This is a genomic window from Candidatus Nanopelagicales bacterium (assembly GCA_037045355.1).
In the GTDB taxonomy this organism is placed as follows: domain Bacteria; phylum Actinomycetota; class Actinomycetes; order S36-B12.
On record JBAOHO010000016.1, the window covers coordinates 1 to 25,312 of the forward strand.

Genomic DNA, 25,312 nt, shown 5'->3' on the forward strand with positions numbered 1-25,312 from the left:
GCATCCGTCACACACCGCGGCCAGCCCGTCACCGAGAAGCTCCAAAGGGCGAATTTCTCCTCAAGGTTGCGGAAAATTCGGTCGATGTCCCCCTACACGGGTGGTGCGATGGCTACCGTCGGAGCGCACCCGAAGGAGGGGCGGGATCTCACATGAGCATCGTGATGGCCGTGGGCGTGACCTGGCTGGCCCTCATCGCGGCCATGGTCGTGGGCTGGCATCGCGTCATGCAGCGCACTGATCGCCCCGTACTCGATCCCCGACGGCCCGGGCCGGTGAACTGCCCCGCGTTGCCGGTTCAGCGCGGCGTCACGCCAGACAGTCGTCGTACCCACCACTGACAATCCCCTGGCTTCCCGACTCACTCCGAATCGTTTCGGCACGCTCTCGATCGCCGACATCCCACACGTTCCTGGTCGCTAGGCTTCCCGACAGCCACGGGCAGTACAGAAGGGTCGACCCACCATGAGTTTGACGGATCAGATCATGGCCGAGCCTCCGCCCACGACCGAGCCGAAGCGACCGAGTCGGGGTCGTGGGGTCATCGCGTGGATCTGCCTGCTCTTGGCGTTCCTGTTGACCATCCCGTCGGTGGTGGCGTTCTGGGGTCACCGGACCTTCCTCGACACCGCCACCTACGTCGAGACTGTGGGGCCACTCGCGGCGGACGCGCAGATCCAGAAGGCCGTGGCCCAGCAGGTCAGCGCTGCGGTGACCAAGAACCTCGACATCGACGCGATCGTCGAGGAAACCGTGGGTGAGTTCATCCAGAACCCGCGGGCACTCACCAAGATCGAGACCACGTTGGAGTCGAGCCTTCCGGCGCTGATCAACGACGTCACGCTGAAGATCATGGAGACCGAGCAGTTCCAGGAACTGTGGGTCACGGTCAACCGGGCGCTTCAGACCGTCCTGATCAAGGTGCTCGAAGGCGACATGACCCAGGTCGAGAATGGCCAACTGGTGCTGGACACCGCGCCGATCATCGACAAGGTCAAGCAAGGCCTCGTCGATCGAGGCATCGAGCAGGCGGCCAACCTCGAGGTTCCCGCCGCGGACCGGCAGATCGTGCTGATGAACGGCGAGGAACTGCAGCAGGCGCAGACGATCTACCGCTTCGCCGACCCCTTGTCCGCGTGGCTGATCGTGGTGCCGATCCTGCTGTACCTGGCGGCGATCCTGATCTCGCCGCGGCGCCGCAGGATGACGGTGCTGGTCGGGGCGGCGGTGCTGATCAACGGTCTCCTGCTGGCCATCGCGCTCGCTCTGGGTCAGGGCGCGATCGAGAACCGCTTCGACAACCAGGCGCTCGCGGCGGCGGCGGACGTGTTCTACACCACGCTGTTGGACCGCTTGAAGTGGGCGTTCATCATCCTGATCGTCGTGGGCATCGTGATCGCCGGCGCCGGCATCATCGCCGGCCGGGGCCGGAACAAGGCACCGCAGGAACTCGCCTGACGCAACGTCCCCGGTCAGCGGCAGCGGATGTCCCGCCTCAGCCGCAGGCGGGCTTCAGGGGGTCGCCGTAGAAGAAGTGCCGCGGATCGACTGGTTGACCATCGACAGTCGTCTGGAAGTGCAGGTGGGGCCCGGAGGACAATCCCGTGGTGCCGACCTTGCCGATGACCTGACCCCGCTTGACCACGGTGCCATTGATTCCGGGCGCGAACTCCGACAGGTGCATGTAGATCGATTCGACGCCGCCGCCGTGGCTGATGGTGACCATGTTGCCGGCGCCGCCGTTGTTCGGCGACAGCACCACCACACCGTCGGCAACTGCGTGGATCGGTTCGCCGGCACCGTCGCCGGTGTCCCAGCCATCATGGCAACGCGCGTAGCCCAGAACGGGATGGAGACGCATGCCCGGTTCAGTGCCGGGGTTGACGCGTTCCTCGCGCCAATCAGGGTCGTCAGTCGGGAAGAACCACTTGCCCGCGGGTGACAGGTGCGCGAGGTCGTCCGGGTCCACGCCGCACTGGAACATCTGCCCCGCCGCCTCAGGGATTGGCCTGCGGCTTGGGCTTCGCGGCCGGGCGCCCCACCCGCCAGACCCGCTCGGTGTCGATGGCAACGGCATTGACTCCGCCGGTAAGTGGTTCGGCGGCAATCATGGTGTCCGGAGTCACGGCGATTCCCGCGTGGTTCACGCCGTGATCAACGTCCAGGTAGAACACGACATCCCCCGGCGCGATCGTGTCAGTCGCAACCAGCCGCATGTCGCGCGCCAGACCCGGAACACCGTCGGGCACGGTCGGACGATCCGCCGTGGCCGCATCTGCTCCCGCCGACGGGATGTTCCAGGCCCGGTCAACCAACGCGGAACAGTCCATCGTGTCGTGAGTGTTCTGTCGCCAGGAGTACCCCGCACCCATGCGGGACACGGCGTAGGTCGCCATGCGCACCGTACGGTCGGGCAGCAGAATCACCGAACCACCGCGAGCGTTCCGGTTGGCCTTACCCGCACCGGCATCCGGGTTCCAGAAGGCCAGCCCGGGGGCCGACTTCCTGACCGTCACCCCGTCGGGAAGTTGTTGACCGGTGCGCACCATGGCGGTTGTGACGGTGGGGGCGCCAGCCGCCTCGGGGCGGCTCAGCCAGTCCGCCCAGGCCTGCGCCGCAGCGCTGTTGGCGGCATCCTGATCGTTCGCGGCGTCCAGATCGGCGGCCAACTGGTCGGCCCATCCGACTCGTGTACTCGCTGACCTGGGCCAGGGCTTCCGCCTCGTCAGCGGCCGCTCGTGCGGCTGCCTCGGAGGCGCGGTCGCGGCTTTCCGAGGCCCGGACCGCCGCCTGTTGCGCCTTGGCCAGAACGAGTTGCGCCGCGTCGTAGGCAGTGTCCTTGCGGGTGCCCACTCGCTCTGCAGTATCGGCGCGACGCATGAGTTCGATCGGGGAGTCCGCCTCGAGCAGGCCGGCGATGAAGGTGAGGTCGGTCGGGCCGGATTGGTACGCGGCCCGAGCGTAGGCACCCACGATGTCGCGGGCTTCGGCGACGACACCCTTTTCGCTGGTCACGCGCTTCTCGGCCCGGGTCACCGCCGCAACCGCCTCGGTGTACTTCTGGTCGGCGGCGAGTCGGTCCGCGCGGGCCTGGTCGACCTCGGCCAACAGCGGGGCGAGGCCCGCGGTCATGTCGTCGGTGGGGTCAGCGGCGGCGGGACTCGGCTCGGCGGCGGCCCCTGCTGATGCGGTGGGCAACACGACCGCGCAGCACACGACGGCGCATGCGAGCGCGGTCGGGCGGCGAAGCCATGGGGGAAGCATCAGGTCTCCGGTCACTACATCCACTGTCGGTTCGTCTGGCCATCTTGACTCGCTGACGAAGGACGCGCAGGCGAATGTCCACAGATCCCCCGTCAGCACCATCGTCGCATCCCGGGACGAACCAGACGAAATGGCGCTGTCAGCGGCGACGCGGAACCCGCACTCACCAGCCGCCCCGAGTCCCTACCGTGGGGGAATGAGCACTCCGGAGTCGGCAGCCCACGGTCCGCCGAGCCAAGTCGGCGAGGCTGTTGCCAGCACGACCTTCCGGTTCGATTTGGCGGCGACATTCCTGTCAGCGTGGACCATCGGAGTTGTCGACACGTCGACGTATGAACGCTTCGGCGTGTTCACGTCCAATCAGGCGGGCAACCTGGTCCTCGTCGCCACGAGCCTGTTCAGCGATCGTCCGACAGCACTGCTGCCCGCGGAATCCTTGCTGGGGGCGGCCGTGGGTGTCGTGCTCGGCAACCGACTCGGCCTCCGCTTCGACGCCCACGACCGCATGCGGGTCCTGGCGCCGCTGCTGCTGGCCACCGTGCTGTTGGTCCTCACCCTGATCATCGAGTACGCCGACCTTCCGGCGACTCTGCTGATCCCCACCGCGAGCACGAGTTTGGCGTGCCTGGCGGCCGCGATGCTGTTTCTGCCCAGCGTGTCGATGTGGATCACGGCCAACACCGGACAGTTCCTCAGTGCGGCGACCGGCCTGTTCGGCCCACGCTCCGCATCGGGAACATGGCGGGGGCTGAGCCGGACCACGTACCTGGCCGCGATCCTCGTCCTCGGGTTCGTCCTCGGCTCGCTGTGGGTGGGGTCGGGCCTGTTCGCCGAGTACACGGCACTCGTCGGAGTGATCCCGGCGTTCCTGGCCATCGCCGCAGCGGTCCGTCAGGTTCGACTTCGCCCTCGCCCCGAGACGGTCAACTGACGAATTCGGCGGCCACCGCTTCGATCATGGCCGGGTCGTCGTTCCAGTAGGGGTCGGCCGGCCTCGGGTCGTGCAGCACGATGTCGGTGAATCCCAGCGCCTCGTAGCGGGCCACGAAGTCCGCGAACGTTGCCATGTCGGTCAACGGCCGCTCAGCGCGGTTGCTCACCAGCAGTACCCGGTCGATCGATGCCGGATCCCGACCGACCTCGGCGCACTTGTCGTCGAGGAGTTGCACCTGCCGTCGGATCGCCGACTCCGCACTGTCGCGGGTCGGCTCCGGGTCGGTGGGATCGCCCTCGGTCAGCCAGGCGTCCCCGCGTTCGGCAGCCAGCGTGATCGTCTTGGGTCCGGTCGCGGCGATGACGAGCGGAACCCGCGGCCGCTGGACGCAGCCGGGGATCATGCGGGCCTCGTGAACCGGATACGTCGGGTTGTCACCAGAAACGACGGGGTTGCGCAGCAACTCATCGAGCACCTCGACGAAGTCGCGCATACGGGCGGCCCGCTGCCCCGGCGTCAGGATCGGTTGGTCGAACACGGTGGCGTCGAACCCGATCCCACCCGCGCCGATTCCCAGCGACACCCGGCCGGCACTGATGTGGTCCAGAGTCATCGCGTCCTTGGCCAGCGTGACCGGGTGACGGAAGTTGGGCGACGTCACCATGGTGCCCAGTCGGATGGTGCTGGTGGCGGCGGCGATTCCGGTGAGCCAGGGGATCGCGCCGAACCAGGGATCGTCGCGATAGCGCTGCCACGACAGGTGGTCGTACGTCCAGAGGTGAGCGAAGCCGAGCGACTCCAGGTAGCGGGCCCTTCGCACTGCCTGCGGCCAGGGATCGGTCGGGATGAGCAGGACTCCGAAGCGCATCCCCCGATCCTCGCAGGGTGTGGTGTCGGCCGGAACGTTCCGGCACGGTGGCGTCGTTTCTGGTCAGCACTCGCGGGGACATCGGTCCTATGAACCGCACTGAGTCGCATCGCGACACCACCACCAACCCGTCCGAAGCGAGAGGAAATCACGATGACCACCACTCACCCCACCACCAAGGCCGGTCGGGGCCGCCACTGGCTCCTGGCCCTGCTGGCGAGCCTGTTGGGCCTGTCCCTGCTGGCGCCACCGTTGGCGTCGGCCGCCCCCACCAGTCAGGTCTCCCGCTCGACAGGGACCGATGATCACCGTCGACGACGTCAAAGTCTGGAAGGGAGAGGAGCAGGACTGGAACCAGAACGGTGACGAACCGATTGTGGTCAACCTGATGATCCGAACCACTTTGGGCGTCAAGGACTCGACCCGTACGGCGTGGGTGTCGGAGCAACCTCGGGAGCTCGACTCAGGCGTCGATAACGGGGACTGGGTGCCCGTCCCCAACGACCAGGGCGACGCGCACTTCACCGCTGCGAAACATGCCATCGGCGGCGGCACCATGGCTGTGCGCTACCTGTCCGCGGCTGACGCGGAGAAGGCCTACGACACGGGCAGTCCGTTGCCCGCCGATGTCGTCATGGTCGTGAGCTTCGCGTTCGACGGTGACTTCAGCGGCCAGAAGACACTCATGGCATTCATGAACACGCTGCGCACCATGATGATCCAGAAGGTCACCCCGGTGTTCGAGGCGGCGGCCGTTCCCGTCGACCTCGACAAGCTCCCCCAAGCGATGGCCGCGATCAACGCCAAGGTGCAGAAGGTCACCGTCAACGTCTGGGACATCCTGCTGAACCTGGACCACATCTGGAGCTACGTGTGGAAGTCCGGCGGCGACTACGACGATCTGATCGGCGTCTCAGTCATCGGCTACATCCCCGTGCAGCGCGACTTCGTCGAGGGACTGCCGATCGACGCCAAGGACGTCGGGTTGGACCGCGACTGGACCATCAGCAAGACACCTCGCCAGAAGGTGGCTGACGGTTGGATCGACGTTCCCAGCCGCCTCGGGCTGCTCGTGCAGGACAGCGCCGGTCGGCACTTCACCCACGTCGTCCAGTCGGACCTGCCGATCGAGGACCACGTCGGTTATGACCTGCGGCACTGGACCGGTGCGTCAGCAGTGAGCGACCTGCCGCCGCAGCGCTCGGCGCCGACTGGCCTTTCGGGTCCGGTCGGCGTCAGCGCTGCGCGGACCCTGGCAGGATCACCCTGTGAGGCCTTTCCCATGAGTGCATCCACAACGGATCCCGTCACCGCATTCGTCTTGTCCGGGGGCGGCGCCAAGGGCGCGTTCTCCGCAGGCGCCTTGGACTACCTGATCCGACATGGACAGCGTGACTGCCGCAGATCATCACGGGCACGTCGGCCGGCGCCATCTGCGCCACGGTCATCGCGCAGGCCCGCACCCCCGCGGAGTGGGACTCGGTGGCCGGCACTCTGCGCGACGACATCCTGCGGATGAGTGTCAAGGACAGCGCATTCGTCAAGCAACCCTGGCTCGCCGCCTTGGACGGCACCAGCGCGGGCGAGGACATCGAGCACCTGATCCGCGGCAAGACCCGCCCGCCGATCCCACCGGACCCGACCGCACCACAGGGGACCGACGTCCTGGCCGGGGCCGGACCCGCACCACTGACATTCCGGCAGGGGTGGGAGGACCTCAAGTCCTTGGTGGCGAATCTCCCCGCTCAGCACCGGGCGATGAAGCAGTTCGGCGTGGATAGCCGGTCGATCATGCTGCTGGATCCGCTCGAAGCGGCATTCCGCGGCACCACCCCCGGGACGGGGCCCGCGCCGATCGACGAGGGCGCCGTTGCGCGGGACGGGGTGCGGCTGCGCTTGACGATCACCGCGCTCAACGACGGGTGTCCCCGCTACATCACGGAGTCGGGAACGGCCGTCGAATCCGACGCTGTCACACCCGCCGGAACGGGTGACGACCAACCAGGGGTGATCAGCGGGCTGCTGGCGTCATCGAGCGTGCCGATGGTGTTTCCGCCACGGCCGATCGGCTCTGACGTCTACGTCGATGGCGGCGTCGTGCAGAACATTCCCCTGGAGCCAGCTGTCGCTCTTGGCGCCACAAATGTCTTCTTGGTGTTGGCTGACCCGCTTCACTGCCCGCCGCCCCGCATCGATTACCGGACGGCGAACCTGCTGGAGGTCGGCATGCGAGCTGAGGCCACGGTCGCGTTCTACGCCCAGCAACAGCGTGATGTTGCAGGCCCGACTGCCAACTGGGGTGTCGATCACCATGATCGACCCGACCGTCACAGCGATCAGCACGTTCGAGACCGACCCCGGGCTGCTCACCATCACGATGGACTACGGCTGGTTACGCGCCTGCGGTGAAACGGCGGCTTTGGCCGACGACGATCGGAGCTCGGGCACACCAACTGGCCGACGTGATCGTGACCGGGCGGGTGCGGTCGTGGTACCTGGAGGCAGGTCTGGGCGGGTCGGGCAAATCCCACGACGACGCCTTGGCGAGCGCCAAGAACCTCGTGGCCGACTCCCTCACGACCTGGCGAGGGCTGGGGCTCAGGCTGCCGGACGACGCCGACGCCTGGGCGACCCAGCCCGAGTTGCACGAGCCGTGAGCGGCGATCAGCTCAGCGAGTCGACCAGTGCGATGTAGTCCTGCTTGGCCTGATCCGCGGACATGCCGGAGATCTTCTCGCGTGCGTCGAACTTGGCGCGGCCGACCGGGTTCGTGAAGCCGGGGCGCTTGCCGGAGACATCACCTTCGTTGGCCTGCTTGAACAGGGCGTACATGCTGAGCATCGTGTCCTGGTCGGGCGCTGTGGTCAGTGTCTTGGAGGCGGCGACGGCGGCTTCGAAGCGCTCATCGAGGTCTGACATGGACTACTCCTGGAGGTGGGGAAGGGGTTGTCGTGATCATTCCCGTTGCCCGACCGGGGTGGCAACCGCAACCACCCGCGCGGTCATACAGTTGAGGTAGGAGAGGAGATCTCCATGTCCCAGCTGACTGACCGCTATGTGTCGGAGGTTCTCCACCGGGTTCCCTACCGCTGACCGAGCCGACGTGGAGCACGACCTACGGGATTCCATTTCCAGCGAGCGTGGCCCAGCATGCCGCTGCGGGCGAGTCGAAATCACTACCGCCGAATCCGCTGCGCTGACTGAACTCGGTGATCCACTTCTGGTGGCCGTCGAACGTACGGCGGACGCCCCGCCTACCTGATCGGCCCCCAGTTGTATGGCGGGTATTGGCGGCTCATGCGACTGCTGCTCGGCTGTGGTGCCCGGCACCGTCGCCGTGGTGGTCAGCGTGGTGCAGTCGTTCACCGGAACCCCACTCGGACAGGTAGCCACTCAACGCGGCGGGGTTGTTCGTCGCGGTGGCGATCCAGGTCGCGTTCTGGACCACTGTGGCCTTCGCACTGGTGGAACGGTATGGATCGCCGCAGACCCTGGCCGCGGCTCACGAGGAATGGACGGTGGCCGAACTGCCCGAGCCCGCCGATCGCAGCATCGGCATGGGCGACACCATTGCGGCGGTCTTCGTGCAGTTGTTGGGGATCTGCTTCCTGACCTGGCAGATGGGACTGGCGGACACCACCGCATCCGACTTGGCTGCGACACCGTTCCTTGATCCCTCGCTCGCCGACTTCTGGCTGCCGTTCTTTGTGGTGGTTCTGTCGGTCGCCGTGCTGTTCGAGCTGATCAAGGCCGCGGTTGGTCATTGGACCATGCCCCTGGCCATCGGCAACACGATCGTCAACGCGGCCTTCGCGATCCCGCTGGTGTGGCTCCTCGTGACTCAGCCGGTCCTCAATCCGGCGTTCGCGGCAGCCATGGGGTGGGACGTGTCGGCCGACTCCGCCACCTCGATCCAGCAGGGAGTCGCCGTACTGGTCATCCTCGGTACCGCGTGGGACTGCGTCGACGGCTGGTGGCGGGCGCTGCGCGCCGACACCTGACCGATCAGGGTTTCGTCGCCCGCACGATGCGGGACAGGAAGAACGGGTTGCCGTACATCATGCGAAGGCCGAGGCTGTGCCGTTCGACGTCCTTGGCGCCCGCCGCAACCAGCACCTCCTCGTACTGTTGCGAGTACTGGATGTCCGCGATCAGGATCTGACCGCCGGGCTTGGTGACCCGCAGCATCTCGCGAACGGTCCGCTCCCGCAGCGCAGCGTCCTTGATGTTCTGGATTGCCACGCTGGCGGTCACGACGTCGAACGTGTCGTCGGGGAACTGCCCCAAGTCGGACATGTCGCCGGTGACCAGTTCGATCCGTTCGGCCACGCCGTTCGCGGCGGCGTTGGCCATGGTCGCCTCTTCGCTGTTCCCGCTCTGGTCCTTCGACCGCCACAGGTCCAGCCCCACGGCCCGACCGGACGGCAGGTACTGCGCCAAGGTGATGAGCACCATGCCGCGACCGCAGCCGATGTCCAGTGCCGTTTCGTCACCACGTAGGTTCAGGCCCTCGATGAGTTCCCGCCAGACCGTGAACTTACCGTCCTTGGTCACGTACATGTACAACGCGGCTTGCGCGAGCAGCAGTACGGCCACCACGACGGCAAACACTCCGCCGCCCGCGAACAGGCCATAACCAAGCATCGCGGCGCCAGCGACGGCGCTGATGATCGGAACGTACGGAGCGTCGGTGCCATAACTACCGGCGATACGGTGGGCCATGGCGAGCAAGCGTAAAGCCTGTCGACAAATCACGTGAGCCGGTTCAGCAGGAGTGCGATCTGGCTGAGGATGAGGAAGCCGGTGTGGGCTTCGAGGGTGGCTTCCCATTGTCGGACCATGCGCCGGTTGCGGTTGATCCAGGCGTGGGTGCGTTCGACGACCCAGCGGCGTGGTTGCACGAGGAACCCGGTGCCGGGCGGCGGCTTCGGACCGGAGACGATCTCGATGTCGATGCCGGTCTTGGCGGCGAGCTCTCGCGTTGCCGGACCGGTGTAGCCCTTGTCCGCCCACACCTTGGCCATCCCCGGGCAGGAGGACTTCGCAACGTCGAGCAGTCTGGGCAGCACGGCCCGGTCTTGCTCGTTGGCGGCCGTCACCTCGACGGCGAGCAGCAGCCCGGCGGTGTCGGTCAAGATATGCCGCTTGATGCCGTCGATCTTCTTGGCCCCGTCGAACCCGCGCTGGCCTGGCACAGGGCTGGCCTTCACTGAGGACGAGTCCACCACAGCGCCGGTCGCAGCCGCTTTGCGGCCGTCGGCCAGGCGGGTCTGCTCACGCAGCTTCACCAATGCCGAGTCCCAGACGCCGCGCCTGGTCCAACGCATGAACTGCTGATGGGCGGCTGGCCACTCGACGGCGAAGTCGTGGGGCAGGTGCCGCCACGGACAGCCGGTGCGCAGTACGTACAGGATCGCGTCGACGTACTCGCGCAGCCGGTCGGGGTCGATCCGGCGGCCGGGAAGAGTGATGTCGCGGGTGAGCAGCGGCTCCAATGCGGTCCAGGCCGAGTCGGTCAGGTCGGACGGGTACGGGTTTCGGTCACATGACCGCCGTTGATAGCAGGACCCTCCGACACCGGGACTGATACCGGCCTCAGCACGCGCGTTCCACGGGCTTGTCGGGGGTATGTGGTTGTCTGTGCTCGTGCGGCACACGACGTTCCGGTTCTGCCTCGACCCCACGGTCGAGCAGGACACGGCGCTGGCCCGCCATGCCGGTGCGTCCCGGTTCGCGAGCAACACGTGCCTGCGGCTGGTCAAGCACGCGCTCGCCGCCAAACAGGCTGATCCCGGCGTGAAGGTGCCCTGGACCGGGTTCGACCTGATCAACGCGTTCAACGCGTGGAAGAAGACCGAGGACGCGGGACGGTTGTTCGTGGTTGACGGCGCCGGGACGGCCGAGGTGCAGGTGACCGGCCTGGCGTGGCGCACGCAGGTGTGCCAGCAGGTCTTCGAGGAAGCAGCCGTCGATCTCGGCAAGGGGCTGGCGGCGTTCACCGCGTCCCGCAAGGGCGACCGGGCCGGGCGGCGGGTCGGGTTCCCCAGGTTCAAGCGCAAGGGAAGGGCCGTCGAGTCGTTCCGACTGCGCAACAAGCACCCCAAGGGCGGCAAGCCGCCGATCCGCGTCGGTGACGGCGACCGACCCCGGTCGGTGACCCTGCCCGGTGCCGGCGCGGTGAAGGTCCACGACGACACCCGCCGGCTGCGGCGCCTCATCGCCACTGGCCGCGGCCGGATCTTGTTCGCGACCGTGTCCCGGCGCGCGGGCCGCTGGTTCGTCAGCCTCAACGTGGAAGCCGCCGACCTGCACCAGGCCCAGCGGCACGACCAGCAGTTGGTAGAAGCTGCCGGGTTCCTGGGTGTGGACCGTGGTCTGCACGACCTGGCCGTGGCTGCCTCGGCCGACGGCGCCGAGGCAGCGCGCATCCCCGCGCCGAGGCACCTGCAACACGCCCAAGCCAAGCAGCGGCGGCTGGCCCGAGCCGTCACCCGCAAACCGACAGGATCGAGGAACAGGAGGAAGGCCGCCGCCCGGCTCGGGCGGCACCACCAGCAGACCAGGAACCGAAGGCACCACGTCTTGCACGCCGCCGCCAACACGCTGGCCCAATACCTGGGGGTCCCCCCGCTTGCGGGGGAGGGTCGCCGTCGAAGACCTCAACGTGAAAGGCATGCTCGCCAACCACCGCCTCGCAGCAGCCATCTCCGACGCCGCCTGGACCGAACTGGCCCGGCTGATCACCTACCGGCAGGACTGGCGCGGCGGTCAGGTGGTCACCGTGGACCGGTGGTTCCCATCGTCGAAGACCTGCTCCGGCTGCGGCGCGGTCGACCCGGACCTCACCCTCGCGCAGCGCACCTACCGGTGCGCGGCGTGCGGACTGGAACTGGACCGCGACCGCAACGCAGCGATCAACCTCGCCGCGTGGGCTGACGCCCAGGCGGCCCGGGACCGAGAAGCGACCGGCCCGGACACCAACGCCTGCCGAGGGGACGGCTCTGGCCGGCGCGCACGCGCCCGTGAAACCAGCCCCAGCGACGCGGGAACCCGCCACGCAGCAGCGTGACAGGGACGCCCGAGAAGGGCGCTGCGACTATTTGTCGACAGGCTTTAGAGCGGCACGACCACGGCAGCACCCGCACGGCGGGAATCACCAACGGCGACAACACTCCCGTCGGCCTCCCGGCGCACGGCATGGACACCACCGAAGAAGAGGTTCTGGGCCGGCCAGATGTTGACGGGTCCACGGTTGCGCAGCAGGTCGGGCACGCGGGGGTCCCACCCCGGCTCCAACTGGACCTCCGCATCGTTGGGATGTAGTCGCGGTCCTGCCACCGCGTCATCGATGCCGACACCCAGGTCGACCAGGCGCAGCAGGGTCAACAACAGTGCCGACCGGATGCGCTCGCTTCCGCCGGTCCCCATGCCGGTGACCGAGCCGTCCGGGCCCGCCACGATGACCGGCGCCATCATCGAACCCATCCGCAGGCCCGGCGGCAGCGAGTGGAACCCCCCGGGATTCAGATCCTCCTCGCCGAGCATGTTGTTCAGGTGGATGCCGGTGCCCGGATGTACGACCCCGGATCCGGCGCCGTTGGAGGTCGTCATGCTGGCCATGAGACCGTCGGCATCGACCACACTGATGTGGGTCGTGCCCTGCTTGACCTGGGGCGTTTGTTCCGCGAGGTCCGCCACCCGATTCGATCGGGTCGCTTCGGCCAGGGCATTGACGACGTCGACCCACGACAGCGGACTGCCATCGATCAACTCGAGGTCCCCGAGCGCCTCGCCGATGATCAATCCCCCGAAGGCGGGCGGCGGATTCATGGCGATCATGCTGCCGTTACGCTCCACCAAAAGCGGTTCGCGCACGATCACCTCATAGGTGGCGAGGTCCTCCTCGGTGACATGTCCCGAGGTGTGGCGCATGAGGTCCAGCAGCGGGTCTGCGAACGGCAACGAGGTCATTGACGTGACCTCGCCGTCGGCCATACGTCGCAGGAATCGGGCGAAGTCCGTGTTGTGCAGCATGTCGCCCGCGAGTGCATGACCGTGTGGCGTGCTGATGAGTCTGGCGCATTCCTCGGTCAGTGCCATGATCTCCCGCACGAGATCGAGCACCACGGCTTGCAGCGGTTCCAGAACCGCACCGTCACGACCCAGCGCCACGGCAGGTGCGACCACGTCGGACAACCGCGCCCGACCGTGGCGTCGGTGGGCATCGAGGAATCCCGAAAGGGCTCCGGGGACCGCGACCGAGCCCGGACCGACGTGGAACACCTGCTCGGTTCCCGGGTAGCGCACCGTCACAGGTGTGAACTCTGGATCGCGCTCCGGCCCAGACGCTCCCAATCCCGGGGTGTTGGCGAAGAAGTCCATCACCTCGGTCGCGCCTTCGGGGTCGCGGACCATCAGGAACCCGCCACCACCCAATGATGTGAAGACAACTTCGGACACACACGCGGCGAGCATGCCGCCCAGCGCGGCATCGACTGCGTTCCCGCCGGCACGTAGCACCGCCGCTGCCGCCAGTGCGGTGTCACGGCTTCCCGCGGCGACAGCTGCACATCCGGGCGGCCCCTGCGCGACAGCCGGACGCCCCCCGATGGCACTGCTGGCGGACTCGCTCACTCGACAAGGCTACTGAGTCGCCCTCCTCCTTGGTTCCGATGCCACGATCAACCGCCGACTACGCGCCACCGCCGGAGATGAAGTCAACGCTCAGGTCCGGTGTCACCCATCAGACCGATGTCACTCCATCAGAACAGCCGTGGCGACCTGGGATCGCTAGGCTGTCCGGCAGTAGACATGGGGCGCAGGAGGACCAAATGGGTGTCGAGTTCACACCATCGCCGAGTCGCTCACTGGGAGTGGAGGTCGAACTCGGCATCGTGAACCGGGTCACCGGCGAACTCGTCCCCGCCTCGTCGCAGGTGATTCAGGCCCTGATGGCGAACCATCCGGATGCGGAGGAACACCCCAAGGTCAAACACGAGTTGTTCCTCTCGACCATCGAGTTGATCACCGGCGTGTGCGACAACCCGGCCGAGGCCTACGACGACTTGTCCGCCACTGTGGCGGAGGTGCGGACCCAACTCGACGGCATGGGCCTGGCGCTGATGGGCGGGGGTGTCCACCCGTTCGCGGACCCGAAGTCGCTGCAACGCAGTCCGAGCGAACGCTACGACCGTCTCGTGGAACGTATCCAGTGGCCGGCCCGACGACTCCAGATCCACGGCGTGCACTTCCACGTCGGTGTCGGGGGCCACGAAGTCGCCATCCAGGTCATGAACCAACTACTGAACTACCTCCCCCATTTCGTGGCCCTGAGCGCATCGTCTCCGTTCTGGGAGGGCGAGGACACAGGACTGGCGTCTGTGCGCACCAAGATCTTCGAGGCCATGCCAACGGCGGGATTGCCGTCCTACTTCGCCGATTGGGCTGCCTTCGAGCAGTTCATCGAGTCGATGATCGCAACGAACTCGATCGGATCCATCCGTGAAATCTGGTGGGACATCCGCCCCCACGTCATGTACGGGACGTTGGAGTTCCGGATGTGCGATGGCATGGCCACCCTGCGCGAAGTGATCGCCCTGGCTGCGTTGGCACAGTGCCTCGTCGAGTACCTGCACTCGTCCATCGAATCCGGCCGTATCCCCCCGGATCCGGTGGGCTGGGTCGTCCGGGAGAACAAGTGGCGAGCCGCTCGCTTCGGCATGGACGCGGTGCTCGTGGCAGCCGATGGCACCACCCGCCCGCTGCGCCAAGATGTCGAGCGGCTACTGACCGATCTGCAAGCCACTGCCGTGTCCCTGAACTGCGCCACCCAACTGGGCTGGATCCGCGACATCCTGGACAAGGGCGCCAGCTACCAGCGACAGCGTGCCGTGATCGAATCCGGCGGCTCACTGCGCGATGTCGTGAGTCTTCTGGTCGACGAGTTCATGTATGACCGGATCGACGGGCAGCGGTGATGTACCAGGATCCGCAGGCAGCACCTCGAGGCAGTGATCACGACGGTGAGTCAGTAGGCCCCAACCACGGCGGCCCCGCGATCGACCCCCGAGCAGTGGCCGTGATCGACAATTGGACGGACACCCACCAGGCGGAGTTGATCGCCTTCCGACGCCGGCTGCACGCCGAGCCCGAACTGAGTTTCGACGAGGTCTCGACGACTGATGCCGTCATGGAGCGTCTCAATGTGGACGGCCTTCGGCCGCACCGATTGGCGTCCGGGACCGGGTTGTCCTGCGAGATCGGAGCCGACGGGCCGGTGGTGGCGCTGCGCGCCGAACTCGACGCGTTGGCCATGGACGATGTCAAGGACGTCCCTTATCGGTCCCGGAACAGTGGGGTCGCGCACGCCTGCGGACACGACGTCCACACGACCGTCGTGCTCGGGTCGGGCCTGGTGCTGAGCGAGCTGGCGCGCCAGGAACTGCTCCCGGGAAGGGTGCGACTGCTGTTCGAGCCCGGCGAGGAACGGGTCCCGGGTGGGGCGGTGGAGATGGTTGAGGCAGGACTGCTCGCGGAAGTGGAATCGGTGTTCGCGGTGCACTGTGATCCCAAGATCGACGTTGGCACCTTGGGTACCCGCATCGGTGCGATCACCAGCGCTTCGGATCTGGTGGAGATCACATTGGCCGGTCCCGGCGGTCACACCGCCCGCCCCGGTTTGACTGTGGACCTGGTATCGGTGATGGCGCAGTTGGTGGCCGAAGTGCCGCAGATCATGACTCAGCGAATGGGTGGCCCGGACAACTGCCGTCTCGTGTTCGGGACCATTCACGCGGGAGCAGCTGCGAATGTCATCCCCGCGCAGGGCGTGGTGTCGGGATCCCTGCGGACACCGGACCTCGAAGCCTGGGCGCAGGCGCCGGGCATCTTGCGCGAGACCCTGGAGAAGGTACTTGCGCCCACCGGTGCCGAGTGGACCCTGCGGCATGTCCGAGGAGTCCCCCCGGTGGTCAACAACGAAGAGGCCGCGCGCACCCTCGCGCGATCCGGACGCTCATTCCTGGGCCCGGACTCGGTCATCGAGACCGAACACTCGTGGGGTGGAGACTCATTCGGCTGGATGACCAGCGAGGTTCCGGGGGCGTTCGTCCGGCTCGGCACACACGATCCCGCGTCAGCGGCGCGACTGGATTTGCACCACTCCCGCTTCGACGTGGACGAGCGCTGCATCGCGATCGGGGTGCGTACCCTCACGCGTGCAGCGCTCGACGCACTGGCGAACGAGTCGGTCAGCCGTTCTCAGCCGCAGACAACGTGACGGGGATGTCCTGCGTGTCCCCGGCGCGCTCAACGGTCAACGTGACGGAATCGCCTACCGCGTTGTCACGGATCGCGACCACGAGAGAAGTGCTGTCCCCGACCGGTTCCCCGTCGATTGCTGTGACCATGTCGCCGGCCTGCAGCCCGGCCTGATCAGCAGGGCCCCCGGGAGTGACCTCAGCGACCCGGGCACCCGGGCCGGTGTACTGCGGGTCGACCTGGATTCCCACGACCGGGGTCTGAGACGATCCCGTCTCCATGATCTCTGATGCGATGCGCTGAGCGGTATCGATAGGGATCGCGAAACCGAGCCCGATCGATCCCGCCTGACCACCGCCGGCACTGCCCATGGACGCGATGGCGGAGTTCACTCCGATGACACGGCCGTTGCCGTCGACCAGCGGGCCACCCGAGTTGCCCGGGTTGATGGCAGCGTCGGTCTGAATCGCGTTGATGAAGGAGGTCTCTCCGCTTTCGCCCCCACCAGCGGTCACCGGGCGATCCAGTGCGCTCACGATGCCGGAGGTGACCGTGCCCTGCAGTCCCAACGGTGAGCCGATCGCGATCACCGTGTCCCCGACCTTGACGTCAGAGCTGGTTCCCAGAGTGGTCACGGGCAAGTCGGAGCGGTCGACCTTGATGACGGCGAGGTCGTATCCCGGGTTCGCCCCCACCAGTTCAGCAGCGGAGGTGGACCCGTCCTCGAACGTCACGGTCAGATCTCCCCCACCCCCGGCGACATGGTTGTTGGTGAGGATGTAGCCATCCGATCGGATGACGAATCCGGTTCCACTGCCGCCGCCGGCATCGATGTTCACGACAGCCGGACTCACTGCCTCGGCCACAGCCGCGATGCTTCCATCAGCCGGTGCCGACGTTCCTGCTCCGGTGACCACCGGGGCGCGACTCACGCTGGTCGAGTCCTGCGCGTAGGTGGCGCCCATGAGCCCCCCAGCGCCACCGGCTACCAGTGCGATGGCGGTCGCACCGATCACGAGTGGCCATACGCGCCGACGCCCCTGCGCCACGGCTCTCCCTGCGTCAGGTCCGACGCCCGAACCTGACGACTGATTGGGCCCGGAACCGATCGTGTCGTCGTGGATCGGCTGACCTGTGGGGGGCGCCCACCACTGTTCATCGAAGACATACGTGCGAGTACCCGAATCCGACGACATCCGAGGGTCCTCCCGGGGCGGTTGCGGGTTCGCGGGACGATCGTTCATGGCGGTGTTCCCTCCATCGCTCTTCTGTGTGAAGGCTCTCCTCCATGAAGACACACCAACGCTCGCCTGTCTTCCCCCCTGGGCGCACCTGAGGACCTTCTGACACGGCCCTTACACATCCGTTGCAATGCCCTGATTCAGCGGCCTCAGCGCCGGGCTCGGCTGTCTCTCGGGAGCCGGACTGCGCGCGGGTCGGGAGAAGGATTGCGGGCGCGTTCGGGAGAAGGATTGCGGGCGCGTTCGGGAGAAGGATTCGGGCGTGTTCGGGAGAAGGATTGCGGGCGCGTTCGGAAGAAGGATTCGGGCGCGTTCGGGAGAAGGATTCGGGCGTGTTCGGAAAGGTTCGGGCATAGTGGAGCCGTGGCCGACGAACCCCGCGATCCGGACCCCGAAGGGCTCGACCCAGATCCCGATCAGGTCGCGACCGCTCAGGCTCAGCTTGATCTGGCCCGCCGCTCAGGCGAGGTGGGCAGTATCGCCATCGCCCATCTCAATCTGGCCACCACGCTGGCGGCTCTGGGCGAACACCCCAGCGCGATCGCGCAGTACCAGTCCTTGATCGCCTACGTTGATCTCGCTTCCGGCGATGAAGAGCGCGAGGTACAGCGCCAGCTGCGCATGATCAGCCCGGCGGCACCGCCGCCGGGAGCACAGGACGTGGACCTGCGCAACATTCAGACAGTCGCGCGCATCATGCTGGCGGAGTCACTGCTCTCGATGGGACGTCGCGACGAAGCCCGTACCGAACTGGATCGCGCCGCACCGGGCACCCGTGGGTTCGGTCGCGGTGTTCTGCGCAAACGGCTGGCAGCGGTGCGGGGCCGAATGGACAACGTCAGCGGTCCGGCACCGTTGCGACCGCAAGCGCCTGATGTCGATCCCGAACCCCCGGAGCAGGTCGCGGCCGCCGATGAACTCTTGGCCACCGGGCGACCCCACGAGGCCGCCCGAGTGGCCCTCGCCGCGATCGGGGCCTGCGCCCCGGACCAGGTGCGAACCCGGGCGCAGGCCCGGCAGGTGCTGGGCATGGCCTTGGATGCCATGGATCAGACCGACGACGCCTTGGCCGTGCTCCGCGACAGTTACGCGGACTACGTGACCGCCGAGGACCACGCTGCAGCGGCGACGATCGCTATCGCAGTCGCCCGGCGACTGGCCGACCGCGACGATCGACAAAGCGCCGTGGAGTTGCTCACCAATGCACTGGACGCACTCGGCGGGAGAGCCGGGCCAGCGACACGGGTCCAACTGCTGATCGACCTCGGGTCGATCCAGGACCAGTCGGGCGACGATGCGCTGGCCCAACAGACTCTGACGGCGGCAGTCGCCACGGCGGAGGCGGCTGCCGACGACCTGCTCACGCTGGACGCCAAGCACGGACTGGCGGTTGTCCTCGCCAATGGAGACAGCAGTACCGACGACGCGGTCGAGGCTCTGGCGGTCCTGGACGAATGCCGCCGAGGCTATGCCGAGCGTGATCACGTGGATCGAGCGACCGGGTGCGATCACGAGGCCGCCGCGCTCCTCGGTCGGCTCGGCTCCTTCGATGCTGCCGCCGCTCGGTACGAGAGGACTCTGTCCGGCTATCACGATCTGCCGGACGACCTGCGCGACTCCTCATGGACCGACGAGGTCAGCGACTGCCGCCTCAACATCGCGGCTCTCGCCGGTGATCGCACCCACTTGGTCGGCGACCCGCGCCTGTTCCGCTCGGGCGGCCACGGCATGTCACACCCAGCAGTCAGCGCCCTGTGAAGTTCGCGGTGCGGCGCTCGATGAAGCTCATGACGCCCTCCTGGGCATCCTCACTGCGCAGTACCAGCCCCAGTTGATCGATCAGGTGCTCTTTGGCGGCGGCGATCCCGTGCTGCTCGGCGACGCGGGCATTGGCCAAGGTCCCCTGCACTCCCAGAGGGGCCTGCGCGGCGATCACCTCAGCGAGCTCCCGGGCTCGGATCAGTTGCTCCCCGGGCGACACGATGTCCTGGACCAGCCCGATGTGATGGGCTTCCTCGGCCCCGAACTCCTGACCGGTCAGCAGGAAACGCATGGCGTTGCCCCAGCCCAATCGCTGAGGCGCCCGGATTGTGGCCCCTCCGAAGGGCATGATCCCGCGTCCGATCTCGAGTTGCCGGAACCGTACATCCGATGCGGCCACCACAATGTCGCTGGCTAGGGCGAGCTCGATGGACAAAGTGAAGGCGATGCCCTGGACTGCCATGACCACGGGCTTGGGTACTTGCGGCGCCCACAGGCCGAAGGGGTCGAAGCGACGGTTGCCACCCAGCGCGCCGGGCCCCTTCTCCGCGACGACGGGACCGACCTCGGCCAGGTCGAGTCCGGCACTGAAATGGTCTCCGTGCCCGAACACGACTGCCGTGCGCAGATCCGGGTCATCCGCGAACTCCTCATAGGCGGCTGCGAAACGGTCGATCACAGCCAGGTTGAACGCATTGCGTTTCTGCGGCCGGTTGACGCCGATGAGCAACACGTGACCGTCCCGCTCCACGGTGACGAGGTCGGACGGGTCCATGGCAATCTCCGATCTGCGCTTCAGGCTCCGAACTGCGCGTCAGGCTCCGAACTGCGCTTCAGGCTCCGAACTGCGCTTCAGGCTCTGAACTGCACGTCAGGGCTCCGATCCGCGCGTTGTGCGAACTTTAACCCGCCGTTCCCCGCACACTTGACCCATGGTTCGGACGTCACCCATGGTTTCGGACGTCACCCATGGTTCGGACGTCACCCATGGTTTCGGTCGGCGGAGTGCGCGTTCACGGCCTGGCCTCGGAGATGAGTGACGTCATCTCGGACGTGAGCGGGTTCGTCTCGAACCTGAGCACCCCTTCGTTCCTGGTCCTCGTCGCGCTCGCTGTCGTCGGAGTGGTGACCCTGGTGCGTAAACTGGCCCGCACAGTCATCGTCGTCGGCATCATCGGAGCACTTGGATTGTGGTTCGTCAGCAGCCGCGTCGGCGAGCTGACGTTCTGAGCCTCGTCACGTCCCTCGCGCGAAGAGCCCCACTACGGTGGCCTTGTGGCCGGCCCCGAGTTATTCGCTCCCCCCGCCCGCAGCGCGGCTCAGCGGGCGCTGGGACCCGTGCTCCCACTCGCTCACCTCGTGCCGGGTCCGGTGCACTACGCGCTGGCCGGGGGAGGCGCGCATGGCGCGGTCCAATGGGGACTGCTGCAAGCGCTGTCAGAGACCGATCTGACCCCTGATGCCCTGATCGGGACATCGGCAGGCGCCCTCTCCGGCGTGATCTACGCCGAGGATCCGGTGTCCGGCCTGAACCGCCTCGCGTACATCTGGGGCCAACTCGACACGCACTTCATCATCAGCGAGAACTGGCTGTCCCGACTGGCCAACGCCCGTCAGATCGCATTGGTCGACAATGCGACCGAACGCGGCACCTTGGATGACCTGCTCACGGCCGAGACCTTCGCCGATCTCGCGCTGCCTTTCGCGGTGGTGGCCACCGACGTGGCCACCGGTCGTGCGATCGTCATCGATTCGGGCCCGTTGATCCCGGCCTTGCTGGCGTCGTCGGCCATTCCGGGTGCCCTGCCACCGGTTCCCATCGACGATCGACTGCTGTTCGACGGTCTGGCGAGCGCCAATCTGCCGGCCATGCCCGCGGTTCGGCGCGGCGCAGGTGCCATAGTCGTCCTGGACACCGGGGGGCGTGATCCCGGTGAGATCAACGGCAGTTCCCGACGGGTACTGAGCCGCCTGAGCGCGATCCTCGCGAACGCCCAGCGAATCGACCAGTTGCGCAATGCCGCCGCCGATGTGCCGGTGATCCTGCTTCCGACTCCCGGAGGACTCGCAGGGAACTTGGACTTCCGGCACACGATGAAATCGGCGGCAGCGGCCTACGCGATGGCCCGGGGGTTCCTGGCACGGCTCGTATCCGACTACGACGCCCCGCTCGAACCGGGGCTGTACGCCGATCCGGAGCAACGTGGCGTGAGTTCGGCCCTGCGCGACATCATCAGGCCGGTGATGTCATGACACCGGCGAGCGTCGCCGCACTGGGCCGAATGCCGGGACCCGTTGCCTGGGTCTTCACCGGCGGTGGCGCGCGCGCGGCTGCCCAGACGGGCATGGCCGAAGTTCTCCTGGAGCAAGGGCTGCGTCCGGACCTGCTCGTCGGGTCCTCGACCGGAGCGCTCACCGCCGCGGCTTTGATCGAGCCCCGCCCTCCCCTGAGCGGCCTGCGGCAAGCCTGGCAGCTCATCGGCACCGAATCCGTGCTGGCCTCACTAGGTTCGGCGGCCGTCCGCGCCTTCGCACCTCGGCGCACGGGACGGTCGGTCCGCGAGTATCGGGAGTTCTTGAGCCGGGTGCTGCCCGGTGATCCCCATGTTCCGATCCCACCGGGGTTGACCTTGGTCGCCAGCGATCTGCGCACGGGCGCGTCCGTCTGCCTGACCACCGGGCCGCTGATCGACGCGCTGCTGGCGGCCGCGACCGTCCCGGTCATCTTCCCTCCCGTCGAGCGCGACGGAATGTTGCTGCTCGACGGCGGTCTCACTGCCGCTGCTCCCTTGGACCAGGCACTGGCCGCAGGAGCAGCCTCCATCGTCCTGTTCGATACCGGCGCCTCGGCTGTGTCCGACGAGGCCGTGGCCCAGATGCGCTGGTGGCAGGTGGCGGGCCTGGCCTACGGGCACCAGATCCGAGGACAGCTCGGGCATGCTCTGGTCCGCGTCGCCGAGCGGGTCCCGATCGTGACGTTGTCCACGGATTCCGGGGGGCAACTCGACTTCACCGAGCCCGACGAGACCATGGTGGCCGGTCGGTCGGTCGCTTCGGCCGCACTGGCTCACGGTTGGGCAGGACCGGTCTCACAACCGGGCCTCTACGGGACCCCGGTCGGGTTCGACGAGGATCCCCGGTTGATGGACCTGATCCGATCCTGACTGCCAGCATGGGCCCACCGACGTGAGGACCGCTGCGATGTACGGCTTCTTCAAGAGCTGGATCTACCGCCTGTGGGCGTTCGGCGGACTAGCAGTGGTCGTCGCCGTCGTGCTGTTCGTCGGGGTGAACCATCGACCGGGTCAGCCTCCGCCGTACGCGACCTTCGGTGTGGTCATCGGTGTCTGGCTGGCGGGGGTGCTGATTCTCCAAGCGGTCGGGATCGCGCGGTCGCGGCCAACGACCACCGCCCCGACAACTCCCGTCGCCGTCGATCCCTCCCGCCCCCCGCAAACCCCGGCGGATCTCCTGGCAGCTCTGGCTCTCCCCGACGCCGCAGGCCGGTGGGGACGGCGGCAGGCGACAGCCGCCGCAGATGCTCACCGCTTCGCCTGGGCGCAGTGGCTGCCCATCGCGGCGGTGGCGATCTTGCTTCCCCTCGGAGGATTTCTCTGGGTGACGGGCACTGTGGTGAGCATCTGGCAACCGTTGGGGCCCACTGGGCCAGGCATTCCCGTCGCGGCCCTACCCGGGTTGGTCGTGGTGGTGATCCTGGTCGCCTTGCTGCCGCGGACCCTGCGTCGGGCCAAGCGGATCAGTGACGATTTCCACGCTCCTTTGGGACTCCAGGTGACGCGGACTGGGCAATCGGTGCTGCTCCCGCGGGTCGGCACGGACGGAGTCAGCCACAACGTCGTCGGACCCACAACGTTCTCCGGCGTCCGCCATGGTCACCGTGTGATCGTCGATGCGTATTCCGGCAGGACCGCGGTACTCGTCACAGCGCCGGGGCCCGCGTACCGACTGCGGGGCCGCGCGGATCGCCTGCAGGTGGTCGGGGACGCGGTGCCGACGGCCGTCACCGCCTACCTCGCGCGGCTGGCCCCCGACCGAAGGTGGGCAGGGGTGACCGTGACCTCCGGGCCGGGGGGCGTGCGCATCGATCGCCGCGGCTCGGCCCTCGACCAGGACTGGCTGCTCGACCTGTGGCTGGCCGAGCGACTGACGGAACTGCCCTCGTAGCACGCTCTTCAGAACCCAGAACCCAGAACCCGGAACCCGGAACCCGGAACCTCGGAGCCGGAGCCTCCGAACCCGGAGCCTCGGAGCCGGAGCCACGCAGCCGCAGCTCCATGACAGGTCGACGGAGCCGATTCCCCGTGGCCACCCACAGTGGCAACCCCAGTGGCCCAGCGAGGGGTGCTCCGTCAGCGCCACCCGGTGATCCTGCTGCGCGGCGATCCGGTTAGGTTAGAAGGACAGCACAATGCATGAAGTAGACTTCGTGCTTGCGCAGTTTCAGTTGGGCAAATTTCAGGAGGAGACGTGCGAGAGATTCGCGACGCCATCAACGCCGGAGACCTCGATACGGCCGACTTCGCCGCCATCGATCTCCCCGACACCATTCGGGCGATCACGCTGCACAAAGAAGACGAGGGGATGTTCGAGGGTGTCCCCAGCCGCGAGAAGGACCCGCGCCAGTCGCTGCACCTCGACGACGTCCCGTTGCCCGAACTCGGACCCGGTGAAGCGCTGGTCGCGGTCATGGCGTCCGCGATCAACTACAACACCGTGTGGTCCAGCATCTTCGAGCCTGTGTCGACTTTCTCATTCCTGAGCCGTTACGGACGGATGAGCCCGTTGGCCAAGCGCCACGATCTGCCCTACCACATCCTGGGGTCGGACCTTGCTGGGGTCGTGCTGCGCACCGGGCCCGGCGTCCACTTGTGGAAGCCCGGCGACGAGGTCGTGGCGCACTGCCTGTCAGTGGAACTCGAAGACGCCGCCGGCCACAACGACACCATGCTGGACCCCGAGCAGCGCATCTGGGGATTCGAGACCAACTTCGGCGGTTTGGCCGAGGTCGCCTTGGTCAAGAGCAACCAGTTGCTGCCCAAGCCGCGCCACCTGACCTGGGAGGAAGCCGCCTCCCCTGGCCTGGTCAACTCCACGGCCTACCGGCAGTTGGTGTCACGCAACGGCGCCGGGATGAAACAGGGCGACATCGTTTTGATCTGGGGCGCCTCCGGTGGCCTGGGCTCCTACGCGACACAGTTCGCACTCAACGGCGGCGCCATCCCCGTCTGCGTCGTGTCGAGCGAGGAGAAGGCCGAGATCTGCCGGAAGATGGGTGCGGAACTGATCATCGATCGCAAGGTCGAGGGTTACCGATTCTGGAAGGACGACGACACCCAGGACCCCAAGGAGTGGCTGCGGTTCGGCAAGCGCATCCGGGAGTTGACCGGTGGCGAGGACCCCGACATCGTCTTCGAGCATCCTGGGCGGGAAACCTTCGGGGCCTCGACGTTCGTCACCCGCAAAGGCGGCACCATCGTCACCTGCGCATCGACGTCGGGCTACATGCACGAGTACGACAACCGCTACCTGTGGATGAACCTCAAGCGCATCATCGGCTCACACTTCGCCAACTACCGCGAGGCGTATGAGGCCAACAGACTGATCGACAGGGGCATGATCCATCCGACCCTGTCGCAGGTGTTCCCGCTGGAACAGACCGGCGAAGCGGCGCTGCAGGTGCATCGCAACATGCACCAAGGCAAGGTCGGCGTGCTCGTGCTCGCGGAGGCCGAAGGATTCGGTGTGCGCGACACGGACAAGCGCGACAAGTACCTCGACGAGATCAACCGCTTCCGCGGCGTCTGACTGGTCGGAGGTGGGCTCCTGCCGGGGGCTCTTACCGGGTTTGTCAACCCCAAGATCTGGGGTTGCTGCGAAAACCCGACACAACCGCCGAGCGTGTCGTCCCGATCCTGACGGACCCCCGCCGTAGATTGACGTCGACCCTGGAACTCGAGCCCGCCT

At 67.1% G+C, this 25,312-nt stretch carries 27 protein-coding genes; 16 read left to right on the forward strand and 11 right to left on the reverse strand.

What is annotated here, in order from left to right; all coding sequences use genetic code 11:
• Window positions 1–152 precede the first annotated feature (152 nt).
• Together V9E98_09770 and V9E98_09775 are read left to right on the forward strand one after the other, a co-directional pair.
• Window positions 153–341, forward strand: coding sequence for a hypothetical protein (locus V9E98_09770; GenBank protein MEI2717265.1), 189 nt, complete (start codon window positions 153–155; stop codon window positions 339–341).
• Between the two features lie 124 nt (window positions 342–465).
• Window positions 466–1,458 carry a hypothetical protein gene (locus V9E98_09775; GenBank protein ID MEI2717266.1) on the forward strand — a complete coding sequence of 331 codons (993 nt, stop codon included), beginning with the start codon at window positions 466–468 and terminating at the stop codon, window positions 1,456–1,458.
• 37 nt (window positions 1,459–1,495) lie between these two features.
• Here the strand turns inward: V9E98_09775 and V9E98_09780 are convergent, their stop codons facing one another.
• The 3 genes from V9E98_09780 to V9E98_09790 are packed head-to-tail and all read right to left on the reverse strand — an operon-like array spanning window position 1,496 to window position 3,366.
• Entirely contained in the window at window positions 1,496–1,969 is a 474-nt protein-coding gene (locus V9E98_09780) for a M23 family metallopeptidase (protein MEI2717267.1), read from the reverse strand.
• Between the two features lie 28 nt (window positions 1,970–1,997).
• Window positions 1,998–2,426, reverse strand: a complete 429-nt coding sequence (locus tag V9E98_09785) for an NlpC/P60 family protein (protein MEI2717268.1) — start codon at window positions 2,424–2,426, stop codon at window positions 1,998–2,000.
• 28 nt (window positions 2,427–2,454) lie between these two features.
• Window positions 2,455–3,366, reverse strand: coding sequence for a hypothetical protein (locus V9E98_09790; protein ID MEI2717269.1), 912 nt, complete (start codon window positions 3,364–3,366; stop codon window positions 2,455–2,457).
• Between the two features lie 94 nt (window positions 3,367–3,460).
• On the opposite strand from V9E98_09790, the gene V9E98_09795 reads away from it, so the two are divergent.
• Entirely contained in the window at window positions 3,461–4,195 is a 735-nt protein-coding gene (locus tag V9E98_09795; GenBank protein ID MEI2717270.1) for a DUF1275 family protein, read from the forward strand.
• Here V9E98_09795 and V9E98_09800 read toward each other — a convergent pair.
• A complete protein-coding gene (locus V9E98_09800; GenBank protein MEI2717271.1) occupies window positions 4,188–5,066 on the reverse strand; it encodes an LLM class flavin-dependent oxidoreductase in 879 nt (292 codons plus the stop codon). The two genes, V9E98_09795 and V9E98_09800, sit on opposite strands and share 8 nt — an antisense overlap.
• Before the next feature lie 301 nt (window positions 5,067–5,367).
• On the opposite strand from V9E98_09800, the gene V9E98_09805 reads away from it, so the two are divergent.
• The 3 genes from V9E98_09805 to V9E98_09815 are packed head-to-tail and all read left to right on the forward strand — an operon-like array spanning window position 5,368 to window position 7,723.
• Complete coding sequence (locus V9E98_09805) at window positions 5,368–6,585, forward strand: hypothetical protein (protein MEI2717272.1); 1,218 nt, start codon at window positions 5,368–5,370, stop codon at window positions 6,583–6,585.
• Complete coding sequence (locus V9E98_09810; GenBank protein MEI2717273.1) at window positions 6,513–7,475, forward strand: patatin-like phospholipase family protein; 963 nt, start codon at window positions 6,513–6,515, stop codon at window positions 7,473–7,475. Before V9E98_09805 ends, V9E98_09810 begins: the two co-directional genes overlap by 73 nt.
• Complete coding sequence (locus V9E98_09815) at window positions 7,472–7,723, forward strand: hypothetical protein (GenBank protein MEI2717274.1); 252 nt, start codon at window positions 7,472–7,474, stop codon at window positions 7,721–7,723. The genes V9E98_09810 and V9E98_09815 overlap by 4 nt, the downstream gene beginning before the upstream one ends.
• Window positions 7,724–7,730: 7 nt before the next feature.
• On the opposite strand, the gene V9E98_09820 is transcribed toward V9E98_09815, so the two are convergent.
• The gene (locus V9E98_09820) at window positions 7,731–7,985 is read right to left on the reverse strand and encodes an acyl-CoA-binding protein (protein MEI2717275.1); all 255 of its coding nucleotides are present in this window, start codon (window positions 7,983–7,985) and stop codon (window positions 7,731–7,733) included.
• A gap of 376 nt (window positions 7,986–8,361) precedes the next feature.
• Window positions 8,362–8,514 carry a hypothetical protein gene (locus V9E98_09825; protein MEI2717276.1) on the reverse strand — a complete coding sequence of 51 codons (153 nt, stop codon included), beginning with the start codon at window positions 8,512–8,514 and terminating at the stop codon, window positions 8,362–8,364.
• Between the two features lies 1 nt (window position 8,515).
• Between V9E98_09825 and V9E98_09830 the strand changes: the two genes are divergently transcribed.
• Complete coding sequence (locus tag V9E98_09830; protein MEI2717277.1) at window positions 8,516–9,067, forward strand: hypothetical protein; 552 nt, start codon at window positions 8,516–8,518, stop codon at window positions 9,065–9,067.
• A gap of 4 nt (window positions 9,068–9,071) precedes the next feature.
• On the opposite strand, the gene V9E98_09835 is transcribed toward V9E98_09830, so the two are convergent.
• A complete protein-coding gene (locus V9E98_09835; protein MEI2717278.1) occupies window positions 9,072–9,788 on the reverse strand; it encodes a class I SAM-dependent methyltransferase in 717 nt (238 codons plus the stop codon).
• Window positions 9,789–9,817: 29 nt separating this feature from the next.
• Complete coding sequence (locus tag V9E98_09840; protein MEI2717279.1) at window positions 9,818–10,810, reverse strand: IS5 family transposase; 993 nt, start codon at window positions 10,808–10,810, stop codon at window positions 9,818–9,820.
• On the opposite strand from V9E98_09840, the gene V9E98_09845 reads away from it, so the two are divergent.
• Window positions 10,713–12,002, forward strand: a complete 1,290-nt coding sequence (locus tag V9E98_09845) for a transposase (protein MEI2717280.1) — start codon at window positions 10,713–10,715, stop codon at window positions 12,000–12,002. The genes V9E98_09840 and V9E98_09845 overlap by 98 nt on opposite strands.
• Window positions 12,003–12,179: 177 nt before the next feature.
• Here V9E98_09845 and V9E98_09850 read toward each other — a convergent pair whose 3' ends face one another.
• The gene (locus V9E98_09850) at window positions 12,180–13,700 is read right to left on the reverse strand and encodes a gamma-glutamyltransferase (GenBank protein ID MEI2717281.1); all 1,521 of its coding nucleotides are present in this window, start codon (window positions 13,698–13,700) and stop codon (window positions 12,180–12,182) included.
• 197 nt (window positions 13,701–13,897) lie between these two features.
• Between V9E98_09850 and V9E98_09855 the strand changes: the two genes are divergently transcribed.
• Together V9E98_09855 and V9E98_09860 are read left to right on the forward strand one after the other, a co-directional pair.
• Window positions 13,898–15,043 (forward strand): glutamate--cysteine ligase, encoded by a 1,146-nt coding sequence (locus V9E98_09855; protein MEI2717282.1) that lies wholly within the window; start codon window positions 13,898–13,900, stop codon window positions 15,041–15,043.
• 101 nt (window positions 15,044–15,144) lie between these two features.
• Window positions 15,145–16,344, forward strand: coding sequence for an amidohydrolase (locus V9E98_09860; protein ID MEI2717283.1), 1,200 nt, complete (start codon window positions 15,145–15,147; stop codon window positions 16,342–16,344).
• Here V9E98_09860 and V9E98_09865 read toward each other — a convergent pair.
• Window positions 16,316–17,569, reverse strand: a complete 1,254-nt coding sequence (locus V9E98_09865; protein MEI2717284.1) for a trypsin-like peptidase domain-containing protein — start codon at window positions 17,567–17,569, stop codon at window positions 16,316–16,318. The genes V9E98_09860 and V9E98_09865 overlap by 29 nt on opposite strands.
• A 360-nt stretch (window positions 17,570–17,929) precedes the next feature.
• On the opposite strand from V9E98_09865, the gene V9E98_09870 reads away from it, so the two are divergent.
• Entirely contained in the window at window positions 17,930–19,324 is a 1,395-nt protein-coding gene (locus V9E98_09870) for a hypothetical protein (GenBank protein MEI2717285.1), read from the forward strand.
• Here the strand turns inward: V9E98_09870 and V9E98_09875 are convergent.
• A complete protein-coding gene (locus tag V9E98_09875; GenBank protein MEI2717286.1) occupies window positions 19,311–20,102 on the reverse strand; it encodes a crotonase/enoyl-CoA hydratase family protein in 792 nt (263 codons plus the stop codon). The two genes, V9E98_09870 and V9E98_09875, sit on opposite strands and share 14 nt — an antisense overlap.
• A 212-nt stretch (window positions 20,103–20,314) precedes the next feature.
• On the opposite strand from V9E98_09875, the gene V9E98_09880 reads away from it, so the two are divergent.
• The 5 genes from V9E98_09880 (at window position 20,315) to ccrA (ending at window position 25,153) form a co-directional block, all read left to right on the forward strand.
• Window positions 20,315–20,557, forward strand: coding sequence for a hypothetical protein (locus V9E98_09880; protein MEI2717287.1), 243 nt, complete (start codon window positions 20,315–20,317; stop codon window positions 20,555–20,557).
• Between the two features lie 45 nt (window positions 20,558–20,602).
• Window positions 20,603–21,580, forward strand: coding sequence for a patatin-like phospholipase family protein (locus V9E98_09885; GenBank protein ID MEI2717288.1), 978 nt, complete (start codon window positions 20,603–20,605; stop codon window positions 21,578–21,580).
• Window positions 21,577–22,491 carry a patatin-like phospholipase family protein gene (locus V9E98_09890; protein MEI2717289.1) on the forward strand — a complete coding sequence of 305 codons (915 nt, stop codon included), beginning with the start codon at window positions 21,577–21,579 and terminating at the stop codon, window positions 22,489–22,491. The genes V9E98_09885 and V9E98_09890 overlap by 4 nt, the downstream gene beginning before the upstream one ends.
• A gap of 22 nt (window positions 22,492–22,513) precedes the next feature.
• Window positions 22,514–23,512: a hypothetical protein gene (locus V9E98_09895; protein MEI2717290.1), complete on the forward strand. Its 999-nt coding sequence runs from the start codon at window positions 22,514–22,516 to the stop codon at window positions 23,510–23,512.
• A 303-nt stretch (window positions 23,513–23,815) separates the two neighbouring features.
• Complete coding sequence (gene ccrA / locus V9E98_09900; protein ID MEI2717291.1) at window positions 23,816–25,153, forward strand: crotonyl-CoA carboxylase/reductase; 1,338 nt, start codon at window positions 23,816–23,818, stop codon at window positions 25,151–25,153.
• The last annotated feature ends 159 nt before the right edge of the window (window positions 25,154–25,312 follow it).